The 15,210-nt window shown below is 45.7% G+C and carries 18 protein-coding genes and 1 pseudogene; 10 read left to right on the top strand and 9 right to left on the bottom strand.

Features of this window, described 5'->3' with window-relative positions; all coding sequences use genetic code 11:
- Positions 1-312: 312 nt before the first annotated feature.
- From BUB86_RS16265 to BUB86_RS16245, 5 genes are all read right to left on the bottom strand, one after another.
- Positions 313-1,437, bottom strand: coding sequence for a BT4734/BF3469 family protein (locus BUB86_RS16265; protein ID WP_081373303.1), 1,125 nt, complete (start codon positions 1,435-1,437; stop codon positions 313-315).
- Positions 1,395-1,931: a hypothetical protein gene (locus tag BUB86_RS16260; RefSeq protein ID WP_175549534.1), complete on the bottom strand. Its 537-nt coding sequence runs from the start codon at positions 1,929-1,931 to the stop codon at positions 1,395-1,397. The genes BUB86_RS16265 and BUB86_RS16260 overlap by 43 nt, the downstream gene beginning before the upstream one ends.
- Complete coding sequence (locus BUB86_RS16255) at positions 1,928-2,221, bottom strand: hypothetical protein (RefSeq protein ID WP_139261706.1); 294 nt, start codon at positions 2,219-2,221, stop codon at positions 1,928-1,930. The genes BUB86_RS16260 and BUB86_RS16255 overlap by 4 nt, the downstream gene beginning before the upstream one ends.
- Before the next feature lies 1 nt (position 2,222).
- Positions 2,223-2,600 (bottom strand): phage antirepressor KilAC domain-containing protein, encoded by a 378-nt coding sequence (locus BUB86_RS16250; RefSeq protein WP_175549533.1) that lies wholly within the window; start codon positions 2,598-2,600, stop codon positions 2,223-2,225.
- Between the two features lie 220 nt (positions 2,601-2,820).
- On the bottom strand, positions 2,821-3,852 hold the full coding sequence (locus BUB86_RS16245) for a hypothetical protein (protein ID WP_139261704.1): 1,032 nt from the start codon (positions 3,850-3,852) through the stop codon (positions 2,821-2,823).
- 720 nt (positions 3,853-4,572) lie between these two features.
- Between BUB86_RS16245 and BUB86_RS16240 the strand changes: the two genes are divergently transcribed.
- The 8 genes from BUB86_RS16240 (at position 4,573) to BUB86_RS16210 (ending at position 9,216) form a co-directional block, all read left to right on the top strand.
- Complete coding sequence (locus tag BUB86_RS16240) at positions 4,573-5,073, top strand: DNA-binding protein (RefSeq protein WP_073211610.1); 501 nt, start codon at positions 4,573-4,575, stop codon at positions 5,071-5,073.
- A gap of 21 nt (positions 5,074-5,094) precedes the next feature.
- Positions 5,095-5,196: a smalltalk protein gene (locus tag BUB86_RS17785; protein WP_175549355.1), complete on the top strand. Its 102-nt coding sequence runs from the start codon at positions 5,095-5,097 to the stop codon at positions 5,194-5,196.
- Positions 5,197-5,355: 159 nt separating this feature from the next.
- Positions 5,356-7,821, top strand: coding sequence for a C10 family peptidase (locus BUB86_RS16235; protein ID WP_081373302.1), 2,466 nt, complete (start codon positions 5,356-5,358; stop codon positions 7,819-7,821).
- Positions 7,822-8,045: 224 nt separating this feature from the next.
- Positions 8,046-8,246 (top strand): hypothetical protein, encoded by a 201-nt coding sequence (locus BUB86_RS16230; protein WP_073211605.1) that lies wholly within the window; start codon positions 8,046-8,048, stop codon positions 8,244-8,246.
- 35 nt (positions 8,247-8,281) lie between these two features.
- A complete protein-coding gene (locus BUB86_RS16225; protein ID WP_073211602.1) occupies positions 8,282-8,467 on the top strand; it encodes a hypothetical protein in 186 nt (61 codons plus the stop codon).
- Positions 8,468-8,536: 69 nt separating this feature from the next.
- On the top strand, positions 8,537-8,716 hold the full coding sequence (locus BUB86_RS16220; protein WP_073211599.1) for a hypothetical protein: 180 nt from the start codon (positions 8,537-8,539) through the stop codon (positions 8,714-8,716).
- A gap of 73 nt (positions 8,717-8,789) precedes the next feature.
- Positions 8,790-8,972: a hypothetical protein gene (locus tag BUB86_RS16215; protein WP_073211596.1), complete on the top strand. Its 183-nt coding sequence runs from the start codon at positions 8,790-8,792 to the stop codon at positions 8,970-8,972.
- 40 nt (positions 8,973-9,012) lie between these two features.
- Positions 9,013-9,216, top strand: a complete 204-nt coding sequence (locus BUB86_RS16210; protein ID WP_139261702.1) for a hypothetical protein — start codon at positions 9,013-9,015, stop codon at positions 9,214-9,216.
- Between the two features lie 212 nt (positions 9,217-9,428).
- Here BUB86_RS16210 and BUB86_RS16205 read toward each other — a convergent pair.
- A pseudogene (locus tag BUB86_RS16205) lies at positions 9,429-9,578 on the bottom strand (IS1380 family transposase); the annotation flags it as partial.
- A gap of 116 nt (positions 9,579-9,694) precedes the next feature.
- On the opposite strand from BUB86_RS16205, the gene BUB86_RS16200 reads away from it, so the two are divergent.
- Positions 9,695-11,749, top strand: a complete 2,055-nt coding sequence (locus tag BUB86_RS16200; protein ID WP_081373301.1) for a M13-type metalloendopeptidase — start codon at positions 9,695-9,697, stop codon at positions 11,747-11,749.
- A gap of 307 nt (positions 11,750-12,056) precedes the next feature.
- Here BUB86_RS16200 and BUB86_RS16195 read toward each other — a convergent pair whose 3' ends face one another.
- The 3 genes from BUB86_RS16195 to BUB86_RS16185 all read right to left on the bottom strand — a co-directional run bounded on the left by BUB86_RS16195 (position 12,057) and on the right by BUB86_RS16185 (position 14,629).
- Positions 12,057-12,431: a hypothetical protein gene (locus tag BUB86_RS16195; RefSeq protein ID WP_073211584.1), complete on the bottom strand. Its 375-nt coding sequence runs from the start codon at positions 12,429-12,431 to the stop codon at positions 12,057-12,059.
- Between the two features lie 160 nt (positions 12,432-12,591).
- Positions 12,592-12,876: a RyR domain-containing protein gene (locus BUB86_RS16190; protein ID WP_073211581.1), complete on the bottom strand. Its 285-nt coding sequence runs from the start codon at positions 12,874-12,876 to the stop codon at positions 12,592-12,594.
- A complete protein-coding gene (locus tag BUB86_RS16185; RefSeq protein ID WP_073211579.1) occupies positions 12,845-14,629 on the bottom strand; it encodes a hypothetical protein in 1,785 nt (594 codons plus the stop codon). The genes BUB86_RS16190 and BUB86_RS16185 overlap by 32 nt, the downstream gene beginning before the upstream one ends.
- A 311-nt stretch (positions 14,630-14,940) precedes the next feature.
- Between BUB86_RS16185 and BUB86_RS16180 the strand changes: the two genes are divergently transcribed.
- Positions 14,941-15,210 (top strand): transposase (locus tag BUB86_RS16180; RefSeq protein WP_175549443.1); only part of this gene is annotated, 270 nt, incomplete at its 3' end.

Raw genomic sequence — 15,210 nt, 5'->3', positions numbered from 1 at the left:
CTGTGAATTTGGCTTCATCTTGATAACTGTTTAAAGGGTTAATAACTCTAGTTATAGATTATAGCCAAAATCTTCCTCGACTTCACTCTTAGTGGACACTGCATCACCCAACGGCGTGCTTCGATTCTTTGCTCAGACTCTAAAGACTTTAAAAGGAGGACGGAGGAAAGTCTTGCAAACGATATAGCTACCTATGGCTTACCTAGCGACCAATGATCTCATCCTCCACGGCCACAATCTCTAGCAAAACTACAAAATTCCGACCGCATGTCCTAAAAAAAAAGAGATGTTTAACATCTTACATTTAGAACATTATCTATAATCTGGTGCAAAGGTAAGAGCGACCAAAGGTCGAGCGGCCGCTTGGCTTGCCCCTGCACTCTCCAATGCCGCTGTCATCTCCTTCGAAATCTTCGGCAACCACGGCTTACCCTTCTTAGCATTCTCGTTTTCCTGTGCCGTCACATAGTCAGCCGCATTATTCACGGTACGCTCCACATCCTCCTGGCGCTCCTCTACCATCTCCTGTACCCATTTCTGAGCCATCAGCAAAGCCAGAGTAGCCTGCTTGTCGCGGTCTGTCATGATATACAAGTCACGAGCCAACACCACGCTGGCCTCATGCCTCGACACGTTGGTACCGCTGAACCGCTGCTTGCTCCATGCCTCGATAATCGTCAGGTACGGCACGCCGTGATACGTCATCTGTTCAGCCGAATTTGCAAATGCGCCAGAACCATGTGAACCATCAGAACTATGTGGTTCAGCTACGACATTAATAGTAGGCTGGCTATGACCAGCATGATACTCATTATCATACTTCTTACCAAAATCTTCACTTTCATAAGTAACCAGTCTTTCTTCGTCAATAAAGATAATATCATCACTCATAGTCAGAAACGCCCCGCGGCTGGCATCCTTACAGGCCTCGTCAGGGTTCAGCCCTAATTTTCGAGAGAACACAATCTGGTTATCAATCAGATTGCCTACCGCAGCATCAGCGATAAACACCACCTTCAATCCATGCCCCGAGGGGGTTACGTAAACCAGCAGTACCCTCGCCTTGTCTTCATCCGAGAGCCTGTCGTAGGCCTGCTGCCATATCTCCCTAACATCGCCCTCCACATGGTCAAAGTCGATGACGCAGAGTCCATTCAGGCGGCAATGCTTCTGCAGTCGCCAGCAGCCTTTCACAGACTTTTCCTCACCAGTATTCCTATCCTTCATCACCTTTACCGACTCCTCGAAGGTGCCGATAAAGATAGCCAGGGGCAGCCCCTTCTTTTTGGCGTCGTAGGTCCTTTTATCGCCACGCGCCAGAGCCTCACGGGCCTCTTTCACTTTCCTGATAGTTTCAGGCGCTGTGATTAGCGCCCGAAACTGTTCAGCAGTAACTACTTGGGTTGGACTACCAAAGCTTCGTTGATAACAAAACATTTGTCAATTTTGCTTGTTAGATTGTACAGCTCTCTCCTTACGTCTATCAATCCTTTAGCCTCAAATGTGAGCCAGGCCACCACCTTGCGCTCCTTTGCCGCATAGCGCACCTTCACGCGGTCCTCATTCAATAGGAACTCGCCCTCAGGCATCTGCGGCTCTTCTATCTCCATGTCCTTGGTCAGCTTAGCCAACTCCTTGTGGAAGAAGGCCGCCTTGTCGGGCACATCCTCAGGACATTTCAGTTCTACACACGTAAGCGGATTCTTGCCCGAGGTAATATACCGCTTACTCTTACCCACCTTCTTCACGTTCTTCTGACTGGGCTCGCCCTGAGCCTGTGGGTCAACCTCAATCGAACCATCATCGTAGATACGAGTATTCGACTTAAACGATTTCTGCAGCTTCCTGCGTGAAGAACTCTTAACTCTTAATTCTTCACTCATAACTTGATTCATCTCTTCCATAATCTCCAGATACTCTAAAGTCATCACATCATGTTGATTTTGTCCACGTAAATCGTTGTGGCCTGCATCGCCTCACCAGTTTGTTGTGAGTTCCACTCACGTACCACCATCGAGCACTGCACCTTGTAGATGTACTGCGGGTCGTACTTGGGACAGTTCACGGCACGTTCGCCCGTAATCTCACCCAGGAAGGTGTCGGTGCCATCCGTCAACTTCAGCACAATCGTATTAATTACTCGCTGTTCGCCCGTTTTGCGGTCCATGTACTGGCGGGTCTGCAATCCGCTCTGATTCAAAATTCTAACGATTCTTTCCATTTTACTTTTTTACTTTTTTACCCTTATTTGTTCCTTTTCCTTGAATTAAATCCTTAATGTACTCTTGCCCCTTCTCGGTCCAAACCGGAAAGCGCGTCTCTATGAGTTCGCCTTTCTGGCTGTAACGAAAGTGGCTTCGAGTCTTTGCGTATCCAAGCCCAGCATAATCCTTACTGAGCTTCAGTTCGTAAGTTGATCGCTCACGAAAGAGAAATCCCACATCTATTAGATAGTGGTGTAGATCCGGGGCAGTGATGCCCATCTCTCTTGCCAAATCAGAAGAGAGCATACAGTCGTCGGTGCCCGCATTACGGTTTTGTTGCAACTTGCGTATATAATCCTGCGCAGGTTGCATCATTTTCTTTTCTTCTGTCGTCATATCTTTTTTATTAAATGTACGTGCGTATGTATGCATGTGTGCGTGTATGCGTTGGGAAATTTTGTATGTAAACATGTCAAAGAACACTCGCAAACTTGATTCCATCGTCTCAAGGTTTGCGAGTGCAAAGGTAAGAAGGATAAAATAAAAAAAGCCCCTATATAGGAGCTATAGTAGGGGCTATTATAGGAGGTATTAGCCTTGATAATCAATAAGTTAGCTAATCTTCAAAAACATGGTCTATAGCTTCATGTATAGGAGGTAAAACAGCCGTTTGCTGGAATTTCCACTTCTCTTGGGCCAAGTTTTTTATACCCCAAAGATCTTCAAACGGCTTCCATTGTTTTTTCAAGCCAAGTTTCTCAGCAAAAGGTTCAACAATATACATGGCCTGTTGACGAGAGGTCGCTGGTAGCAGTTGGCAATTACCATCAACCAATCCTAATTTCATCAGACGTTTCCAATATTTCATAGCCTTTTCCGACTTCAGTACTGAATCAGTATCTTTATGGCGCTGCTCATCCATCAGTTTCTGCATTTCCTGATGTATCAGCAGCAGAATCATGTCGAGTTCAAAGATAGCCTGCAACTGTGTTTTGCTGAACTCATAAAAATGCGCATGAATGTATTTCCCGTATTTCTTATAGTTGATGATGAGTATGTAGCCCTCCCAATGCATAAATCGGCGCCAGCGGGCACAGGCCACTCTGAAATCCGCAGTCATCTCGAAATCGTAAGGCAGCAGGCTCTTCAGAATATCTACATCCACCTGGTCAATCTCCTTCTGCGATGGCACTTTGGCATAGTCCATCACTCCCTTCTTCAACGTCTCAGCCACAACCTGCGCCTGCAGCTCACGCAGTTTGTCGATATCAGGATAGCTGTTATCATACAACCACGTTTCAAATCGTCTCACCACACTCGTGCTGCTGTAGTGCTCTTTCTCGCTGAAGAAGAACTTCTCGAACTGTGTAGGTTCGCAATGCATCAGCACGCTCTCTGCCTCAATCAGCAGCTCTTGTAGCTTGTCGATGCCGTCTCTCAGTTGGCGGTACAAGGTCTGCCCTTTCATATCGCAACACAGCGTATCGCACCACTCCCAGAACATGTCGTCGCGATGTATCCCTGACGATATACATAAGGCCTCTATGCGTAAGCCCCGTCGCAGCTCGTCGATATAGACAGGCAGCAATTTGTTGACGCATCTAATCTCCATCAAGAAGTATCGCCCAATCATTCCTCTGCTTTTCATATTAGTAACATTCAAAGCACAATACATTCTGGCAACGTCCCTAACAATGTTTATGTTTTCTTTGAGCTCAGTTAGGTATTCAGGGGTAACACGGCAGCCAGCAAGCGGAGCACCCCCCAGTTGAGATCTTACAATCTCGTTAGTAATATTATCCATTTTGGGAATTAGTTGATTATATTTGTTAATTGTTAAACTTACTGTTTTGATGATGCAAAGATACAATGTTTTTAGTCTCATTCCAACTTTTTTCGTGTTTTTCTTCTCGGAGGTTATAAAGTTATAACTCCTGACACCTGACATTTAGGTTTTTGTATTTTGGAAAAGGTGGTAAAGAGTAGCTTGGGTACAGTAACACAGCATAATATCTTTTATTATATATATTATATATAATATATATAATAAAAAAACTTCGTTTCAAATAAAACGAAATATTAAGATGTCAGGTGTCAGGAGTTATAAGTTAATAACCCTGCACTTTCTAGTATAATAGATTTTTTTAAAATAATTGCCAAAAAACTTGCACAATTCAAAAATTATTCGTACCTTTGCATCATAGATGCAAGGATAAGAAAGGCGTCTAAAAATTGCGAACAAGCCAGAGAAAAATTTTTTGTAGGCCTACCAGAAAAATTTTCGAGGCTAACGCCGCAAATCTACGACTAAGGAAGAGGTTTTAAGGAAAAGGAAAAGATTTTACACCCTTAAAATTTTAATTTAATTATGGCTTTGAAAGTAAAGGCAGTAGAGAGACTGCTGAAGTTTGACAAAGAGAAAGAAGGTAAGTATCGTTACGTACTGAGCCCCGACCTGTACACCGCACTCAATCAGGAAAAGGTAATCAAGGAAGCTGCACAGCGCAGCGGCGTGATGCCTGGCGTGATGCAGGCCTGCTGGGACGCTGCAGGACAGGTCATCAAGGCATGGGCCACTGAAGGACACTCGGTAGCTATCCCCGGACTGGGCACCATGCGCTTCGGATTGCGAAGCAAGGCAGTGGAGAACGTGAACGACGTGAAGACTGGCCTCATTTCAACCCGCCGCATCATCTTCACACCATCGGTTGACCTGAAGGAGGAATTGGCTAACACTGCTATCCAGATTACCTGCATCGACCGCACAGGTAAGGAGGTGAAGCGAGTAACCAGCACCGACAGCGGCGACATCGAGGATCCTGAGAATGACGGCCCAACCGGCGGCCTCACCCCTAACCCTGGGGATTAACCATTTAAACACAAAACAACTATGACAAAGAAAGAAACAGCAAAATTCATCGTTCAGCTCATCGCCTCGATTGCCTCAGCGATACTGACGGCACTGGGAGCCACCAGCTGTATGGGCATGTAGTAATCCTCACCACCCCGCATTGTCAAAATCCTAACAATGCGGGGTTTTAGATACAAAAAAAATACTGAAATAGTAATTTATTTCCAATTATTTTTGTATATTTGCCACCGAAATGTGATCACTAGGGTCAGACCCTGTGATCACTATAAATTAGATTAGATGAAAAGACAATTGCTACTGTTACTGCTTGTGCTGATGACCGCTGGTGTATGGGCACAGCAGATTTCGGAAGAGCAGGCGCGCAATCGCGCCCTGAAATATCTCAGCAATAACGCTCCTGCCAAGACCAGAGGACTGAATGTGGGCATGGACCGGAAGACGGTTACGGCTAAGACCGGAGCCAAGAGTATCTATGCCTTCAACCTGGATGGCGGCGGCTTTGTGATTGCCTCTGGCGACAGCCGTGCGCTACCCGTGCTGGGCTATAGCGCCACCGGCAGCATCGACTGGGACAGGATGCCAGACAACATGCGGGCATGGCTGAAGAGCTACGACCAGGCCATGGCAACGCTGGGCAACACGAAGGAGTTTACCGACGGCGTGAGCAGACACGGACAGAAGACCCGCGCCCCGCGTGAAGCCATCGGCCCGCTGCTCAAGACCCAGTGGAATCAAATTGAGCCTTACTGGAACGACACGCCTCCCTACGACGGTGCCAATCCCGACTGGAAGGGTCAGCCGTCGGCAACAGGCTGCGTGGCCACCGCGATGGCGATGGTGATGAACTACTACCAGTGGCCGAAAGAAGCCTGCACGGAGATTCCCGCCTATGACTTCACGACGGCCCACGAGAATGTGGAGAAGGTGTGGCATATCGACGCGCTGCCGCCGACGACCTTCGACTGGGACAACATGCTCGACAATTATGTGACGCCAGAGGGTATCATCGGCACTCCCGAACAGCAGAAGGCCGTGGCCAAGCTGATGCGCTACTGTGGGCAGGGCGTCAGGATGAAATATTCCCCTGTAGGTTCACTCTCCTTCAACCAACTCGCTGCGGCGGCCCTTGTCAAGTATTTCGGCTATCAGAACACGGCGCAGGATAGACACCGTATATGCTATAGTATCGACGGCTGGGAGGACCTGATCTACAGCGAACTGGTCAATGGCCGGCCTGTGCTGTATGGGGGGGAAAGCGATGCTGGTGGACACGGCTTCGTGTGTGACGGCTACGACGGCAATGGTCTCTTCCACATCAACTGGGGGGGTGGCGGCATCTATGATGCCTACTTCTCGCTCTCTGTGCTCAACCTTTTTGACACCCCCGGTGCGGGAGCCGGCTCCCGCGGCATCGGCTTCAGCATCAATCAGGATGCCGTCATCGGCATACAGCCCGACAAAGATGGCACCTGTTTCAAGACGGTTAAGCATCTCGCATATCTCGATCCAGAGAATCCTGTAAGCGTTGCAGAGCCCGACTCTGTTAGATTCTGTTACTACTTTCTTTCCGATAGTTATGGCAACGAAGAAGTCAGTGCTGATCACGCCATCGGTACCCGCGCTGACGACGGCACCCTCACCCCGGTGTTCATGGGTAATCCCGCCGACAGTATCGTCTATAATTGGAGTAGCAATGCGCTCTTAGTCAAAGTCGATTCCACAGTCTTTCAGCCTGGGGAGTGGATGGTGCTCTATCCAATGGTACGTTTCCGCAACATCCCAGGCTGCGACTGGCAGATGCTCGCTTCCGAGGAATATCGTGTCATAGCGGGCCGCACAACTGGCGGGCAGTTCTATCTCGTCAAGGAAAAGCCCAATCTGGAGATTACCAAGGCTGAATTTACCAAGGGGCCTGGCCGTATGGGTATGGGCAACGACCTGACACTGACCATCCGCAACAAGAGCGAGCGCGAGAGTACGATGCCGCTCTATCTGGTACCCTCCTATTTCGGTAAGGTCAATCCGGCAGACCTTACGCCGGAGACGCCGCGCAGCAAAGGCGACCCAATGAAGGCTGGTGCCTATCTGCGGGCTGGTCAGGACACGGAGGTTACCTTCTGTTTCAAGCCGATGGCCAGCGGAACGGTCGGCTTATTGTTATCCTGGCCTGACGGTACGCCGCTAGCAGAATGGGCCATAGAGGTGAGCGACACCATCGGAAGTTATGACGACTATCTCGTCAACCAGAGCACCTACGAGCTGTTGCCTGGGCAGATTGCCTATCACGTGAGCATCGCGGATAATCCCGAGGCTATCGTCCCTCAGGGCGTACCAGCCAATAACATCTATTTATACGTTTGCATCGCTGATGACAATTGGGAGTTTACTCAAATAGCCAGGTTACGGCAGGAAGCCGCCGACTACCTGAGAGCCCTGCCCGAGAAGGCTGGCAGCGGCAATTATAAGCTGACGACGGATCTGACGCTCGACGTACCACGAAGCGGCTATTACAATGTAATGTCGTATTTCGTAAACGAGCTGAAAGAGAATCCTTCGGCTGACGATATTATCTACAGCGTTGCCCAGGAAGAAAGGTTCTACTTCGACTTGGAGACTGGGATTGTCAGCGTCTCCCGCGAGGATGACGACAACGGCCCTTATGTTGGTCTGAACGGCGTGGTTACAAACAGCCGTCCACAGCGCAAGGGCATCTATATCCACAAAGGCCGCAAGGTTATCCGGTAACCATAGTCTGTGGGACAGGTACTATCTTCTGGTAAAAAAAGCAACGGAATCTAAAACTTCGTTAGAAAAAAGCATAAAAATATATAAAAGTCGCTGGAAAAATGACAGCAACTGTTGCAAAAGTCGCAGGAAAAACGTATCTTTGTGCAAACGAAATTACCGAGGATACAGGATCCTCCCACAAACTTATAATATAATGTATAACCCATTAAATATTTAGCATTATGGCAAATTTAACAGCAGAACAAATCGAGCAGAAGAAGCAGCAGTTGAAGCAACTGGCTGAAGAAGCACAGCAGTTGAAGAACGAACTTGTGGAGGCCGGCGCATGGCCCATGGACGAGGATGAGTTGGAGGTGGTGACGGGCGGCCAGCGCGAGCGGCGCTCTCACCAGCGCAAGGTACAGGATCCTACAATCAAATAATATAATAAGGTATAACCCATTAAATATTTAGCAATATGGCAACAATGACAGCAGAACAGATTGAGCAGAAGAAGCAGCAGTTGAAGCAGCTCTCTGAGGAGATGAATGCAATCATCAAGGAATTGCAGGAGGCCGGCGCATGGCCACTCGACGAAGCCGACCTCGACCAGGCGGCAGGAGGAATACCTCTATTTGATATAATCAAGAGAGACGGAGAATAAATGGTTTCTCTGGTAGATTCAACAAGTGAATGCAACAAATTCTGAAACAAACATTTAATAATTATTATTATGGCAACATTAACAGCAGAACAGATTGAGCAGAAGAAGTTGCGGTTGAAGCAGCTGGCTGAGGAAATGAAGGCGCTGAAGGACGAACTCGTGGAGGCCGGCGCATGGCCACTCGACGAAGCCGACCTCGACCAGGCGGCAGGAGGAGTAAGAGCGCCAATACAATATTTTAGAAGGTAGTCTGTGATCACTGGGGTCAGACCCCGTGATCATAAACTATACAATAATTATTCACTTATAAAACTTTAAGATTATGGCAACACTGACAAACGAACAGATTGAACAGAAGAAGCAGCAGTTGAAGCAACTGGCTGAGGAAATGAAGGCGCTGAAGGACGAACTCGTGGAGGCTGGCGCATGGCCCATGGACGAGGATGAACTCGACAAAGTGGCAGGAGGTTTTATACGCCACGATCCTCACCATAGTTTTTTATAAAGATTCTACTGTTTATCACGAATAATAAAGATTAAACATGATGGCAACATTAACAAACGAACAGATTGAGCAGAAGAAGCAGCAGTTGAAGCAACTGGCTGAAGAAGCACAGCAGTTGAAGAACGAACTGGTGGAGGCCGGCGCATGGCCACTCGACGAAGCCGACCTCGACAATGCCGCAGGTGGTTCGGGCCAATATAATTCTCCCAAGCCATTTCACATCCTTCCAAAAAACTTTTTTTGAAGGGGATGACTGCTTGAATAAAGCTGGAAAACAATGTAACATAGAACTCTCTTTGAAGAGGATCTTTTAAAGGAAAAAACCCCGCATTGTTAGGAATTTGACAATGCGGGGTTTTATTATTCAATAGGATTATTCCTAAAATCCGCAGATAATTTTTCAACGGTCTAGTCTTGCCGTCATTTGAGACATGCCTGTCTGTTTTTTCTGCCGTTTATCTCGCTGTACTGATAGCCTATCAGCCTACTGCGAAGTCCTAGGTGAGAGTCGATTACAGAGGACAGAATAGAGTCGAATTTGTCCAAAACGAAAAATATTCCACCAAAAGCGGTGATTATCTCAGATTTTTGTTGTACCTTTGCCATGGCAAAATCCTGAGCCGCTCGGCTTTGCCGCTTCGCGCGTCGAAGAACTTTTTGTTGCCCAGGTACTTATAAAGAAAGTTAAACTAAAATGCTGCGGAATTAAGGTTCGTAACAATATGAAAAGAATCATGAAATGGGTGCTCGCCGCCATCCTCATCAGCGGCGCAAGCGTATTCACATCGTGTGTTGACAATTCAATAGACAACCCCGTAGTTCCAGACCACTTCGTCAACGAGGCATTGATGGACAAGACCGTCAAGCCCGGCGACGACTTCTACATGTATGCCCTGGGCACCTGGTTCAATTCACATAAAGAGGGCGACCCGGGTTACATGGACTATTACGATGCAATATACTCCAATGAGGTTGAAAAGAGCCTGTTTGCCTCCGACAACCCCCTGGCCCGGCACCTCGTGCGGAATATTGAGGCTCCTGCGCCATCATTGAATGAAGACGTGAAGGCCGTACTCGACTATCTGGACATCCAGAAGCCGACGGGAATCGGCATGCTGCTGACCGAAATCGGCAAACTGCAGGACAAGGGGCTGAATCCTATATTCTCGAAAAGAGTGGATATGCATATGCAAACCCACTCCTTCCAGGAAATAGTGAGCAGAGGCATCCTGACAAGAACGCCAGAATATCTGCTGGGAATTAAAAGGACAGACTTGCTGAAATCGAGCATCAAGCGCATACTGACGACCATCGACAACGTGGCAGATCCGGAGCGCACGAAGGCGGCAGGCTATGAGGCGGAACTCGAGGAGCGCGTCAGCGCGATTCTCGCCGAGGAGCAATTGATTTATGCGACAGCCCATGATGGCGGCGATACCTCCGACTCAGACCGTCAGAGCTTGTGGAACGTGCGCGACATACCTGAATACATCGAGGCCGGCAGCTTCGCGCGGGGCCGTGCCACACGTGCCGGGGGCGGCGTCGAAGACGAAGTCACCCGGGAGACGCTGGAGGAAGCATTCCATCCAATGGCTGGTGCAATCTTCGATGAATCCCCCGCCTTCAAGAAATATATGGAACAGAAAGGCGGCATCACGACCGTGCTGAAGACGATGGACAACTGCTACGACTACCTGAGATACTATGCCGTCATGAGCGTATTCAGCTACATGAAGGCTAATTATGCCGGTAACAGCGAAGGAGACGTCAAGAGTAATATCGTAGCGACATTGAAACAGACAAGCCCCTTCCTGATGAACAAGTTGAGTGCGGACGTACTACGGAAGATGGGGCAAGCCGGGGCAGACCGCTGCCTGACGATGCTGGAGAAACTGCGCACCGTGTTCCGACAGCGCATCGAAACGCTCGACTGGCTGAGCGACGCCACGCGCCAGGAGGCACTGAAGAAACTGGAGGCCATGCAGTTCTTTGTCGGCATGCCCGACAACCTTAGCGAAGGCGAGTTCACCCTCGACGAGGGGAACACGCTGGTCGAGGACGCCCTGTCCATCATAGCGCAGAATGAAGCCATCAGGCATAACATGTGCGGAAAAATTGAGCAGCATGTCCGCGCCTTCATCGACTATGAAATCGATTATAGCATGAAGAACGCCTTTTATAGTTGCGAGATGAACTGTCTGGTCATCTTGCCGCTATTCATCAGTGAAGGCATGTTCCCTGCCGATGATGATTACACCCAGTACGCTGTCGCTACAGTCTTCGCCCACGAGATGACCCACGGCTTCGATGCCAGGGGGGCAAAGTATGACAAACAGGGAAACCTGACAGACTGGTGGTCATCAGAATCCCAAGCGAAGTTCGAGGCCAAGCAGCAGGAGATGATTGCGCTCTACAACCGTATGGAGGCCTACCCCGGACAGCCGGCCGATGGCAAAAAGACGCTGGCGGAGAACATGGCCGACTACGGCGGCATGACGCTGGCCTACTCACTCTTCAAGCAGAAGAAAATGGATGAGGGGCTTCAGGGGGCTGCCCTCGACTATGCCTGCCAGGAGTTCTTCCTGCACTATGCAAAACTGTGGCTGGAATATCCCACCCTTGCCCAAAAGAAGGCGTTGTACCTGGCTGACGGCCATTCAATCCCCCAAAACCGCATCAATGTCATCGTGACACTCTTCGACGACTGGTACAGGCTCTTCAACGTGACCGACGGGAAACTCTATCTCGCACCAGAGAAGCGCGTGCAGATCTGGTGATATATATTTCATAACAGAGTCCTAAGTGTGAGTCTATCACAGAGGACAGAATAGAGTCGAATTTGTCCAAAACGAAAAATATTCCGCCAAAAGCGGTGATTTTCTCAGATTTTATTTGTATTTTGCCATGTCATTGATGATTTTGCTTGTCTTGATTTGCAGCACTAAGGTAAGTAAAAAATCTGACATGGCCAAATCCTGAGCCGCTCGGCTTTGCCGCTTCGCGCGTCGAAGAACTTTTTGTTGCTCAGGTACTTATAAAGAAAGTTAAATTAAAGTGCTGCGGAATTTGGGTATCACATAAAAATCACCATCCTGGTGGTAGGACAATATTCTCCGCGTCGTGAGCTGTCTCGAAGAGAGGAGAGATTTCATCGTCGCTGAAACCAGCGATACCACAGCCGATGCGGGTAACGAGGAAGATGAGTTCTGGATGTTGCTTAGCGAACTCAATGAACTCGTCAACATACGGACGGATAGTTTCCACCCCACCCTGCATGGTGGGAATGGCATAGCTTTGGCCCTGCAGACCAACGCCTTGTCCCATAATGGCGCCAAACTTTCGTAAGGCAACATAGGCAGCGCCTCCGCCGTGCATACCATGAAGGTTGCTGCCAAAAACGAAGATCTCATTTGGTTGGAGTGATGTTATATACTCCGGTGTAGTACGTTTCTTTTCCATATCGTCTTGTGCAGTTCAGCACGTTCTTCTTAATTGGACATGTATATACGTTCTTAGTTTATTCTATTATTGTATGCAAAGGTACACATAATATGTGGAATATGCAAATTATTATTTGCAACTATTTCGAATATAATCTACGCAAAGAAAATGATTGAGATTATGTAATTTTGAAACCCATTTTCAAAATCAATTTCAGTGTACCAATACTGGTGTTACGATCATATTCTCTTTCTTCTTCAGGTAGTTCCTCATATGGCACAAGACATGGATGAGTCATCAAAGTATCATTCCGTTCTGGACCGTATGTCCATCCTTGTCTGATACGGGCCTCAGCCCAAACCTCATGTACATTCTTAGCCATCTGTTCAACTAAGGTATTTAATTCTTTTGGCAGCTTAACATCACTTGTGTCAATCGGCTGCGGAGTATAATTGTTCTTCATAATTAAAATTTTTAATTTCTTCGGGTAGCATATAAGACAATTGCCCTAACTCCTCATGTGACTGAATTCTTGACATCATCTCTTGAATAGTTGATATCAGACAATCAAACGGATTTGGCTTTTGATATAGTTTTTCTATAAAAAGCATTATATATGATAAAGAATCCATAATCTTCATATCGATTTCTCCCAAAACACGTTGCTTATCATTAATAGAATGATGAAACATTTTTACTTTTTCATATCTTTCAATGAGCAAGCTTTTTAATACATTATTCTCTCTCCGAAGATGTTTTGTTATAATGGCTTTAGCTTTATTTGATTTATTAACGCGAATAATCATTTCTGCTCCATACTCCATCTTTAGGTAATCTAACCATTTACCTATCGATTCTCTATCACCAATCTTCCAAGCATCATTTTCAAGATTTCTTTCCTCCATAGTCTTATTCCTTTTATTAGAAGTACTTTTCCTAATAGTTTTTCTAGCATTTTCAAGTTTATAAATTCTTTCCTTTATTATTTCTCGCTGTTCTTCTATCATTCCAACAGCATCATCGATAGAGACATCTATAAAATTATTTTCATCAAATGGTTCATTACAATACGAGTAAATCAATAGGATGTCTTTAATAATTTTGCGAGAGCGACGATTATCAGGTTGAGAGAATTCCATTCTCAATCTTCTTCCTAATGTATTTTGTCTAGAAGACAAATTTTGAGCAATTTTCTCAGGAGTTATGTATATTTCTCTAAAACAATTTAACCATCTTTCAAAATAGCCTCTAGAACGTTCTATGTCAATAGATCCTTCGACACAAAGAATACCTAATGCTTTTTCATTAATCTCACCAACTTGTTCTAACTGTTTATCTAATAGATTTAACCAGAATATTTTTTCTTCTCGATTAGGAGCTAAACATACCATTAACGCATATCCTCTTAAGGACAGTTTATCCACTGTTCTGTATTCTTGCAAGATATTTTTTACATCATTATATAATTTTGCATCTATTGAAAATTTCTGCAATTTATCAAGTGCAAAATTTAATGTAGAAGGCAAAACAAAACCATCAGGAGCCGTAGAGCAATCCACTTCTAATTTTTTTATTATTTGTTTAGACGTTTTAAAATTCTCTTCTTCTCTATTATTAGTTGAGGTCGTTGGATAAACTTTTACATCGCCATTCATCTTACTAAAATATTTTACGACATAATCTTCTTTACCAAATAACTGTATTACAATGCTTTTTATCGAAGAATGCCACTTAAGTTCATATTCACTTTTGAAATAGTCGAAAATTTTAAGGTATCGTTTCCAACACAATTCATCATAGTATTCCACTGTATGACGTATTATAACCACAAATATTTTACGAATATCTTCTGGTGGTAAGCCAATAATTCTTTCACTCCTAAGGACCTCCAAGAATGATTCTGTAAATTTTGTACTATGCGACTTAAAAATAAAGTCTCCAGCCTCTCTATCAATAACAATACCACTTTTTAGATAATAATGATGTCTATTACAGAAAAGGTAAATATCCATTTTTATTATTTGTTTATTCAATCCTTCTTGTACATATCCATCTACATTATTCATACTAATTAATATTTTTTGTTTTTCTTCATGAGTCAAAATAGATAGATCTTCTTTAACAAACTTTCCATATAAAGCATTATAGATATATGTGGTAGTCAATGCGCTTTTTTTATCACCTAATTGATCAAACACTATCAAAGCATCTTTCATACTTCGATAGTTTTTGGAAATCAGCGTTGGTATTATAAACTCATTAATGGAGAAAGAAGGAAGTTGGTTATAACTTTTTGTGGAAGTTGCAGGATCAAGCAACCTGTGGATATACAATTCTTGATCGGGAGTTTGCGCCAGTTTATATACAAGGTTGAATGAAGCTTGATAGGAAGGAGAATTAATATCCCAATGTATATAAGGGTGATTTAGCAACTCATAAACATTGATAAAATTACGACGTTCTTTGAGAATGTAAAGTAAACTGTGTCAGGCTACAACAAAATGTAGTTTAACACGTTTATTTTATGATGGCAAACGAAGAAATTGATTACAAGCTGGCAGCCGAGCAGTTGCGTACAGGCAAGCCGTTGTTTGGAAAAGATGGTGCATTGGCACCAATGTTGGAGCGTATTTTGAATGCAGCTCTTGAGGGTGAGATGGATGCTCACTTGAGTGAAGGGTCCCGTGAGTCAGGGAATCGTCGTAATGGCAAAATGCCTAAAACTGTTCAGACGCAGTATGGTGAGGTAACTGTAGAGACACCTCGTGACCGTGATGGCAGTTTTGATCCTCAGACA

Source organism: Xylanibacter ruminicola (genome assembly GCF_900142525.1).
In the GTDB taxonomy this organism is placed as follows: Bacteria; Bacteroidota; Bacteroidia; order Bacteroidales; family Bacteroidaceae; genus Prevotella; species Prevotella ruminicola_A.
Note: the sequence above shows the minus strand (reverse complement) of the source record. Positions and strands in the feature narration are given on the sequence as shown.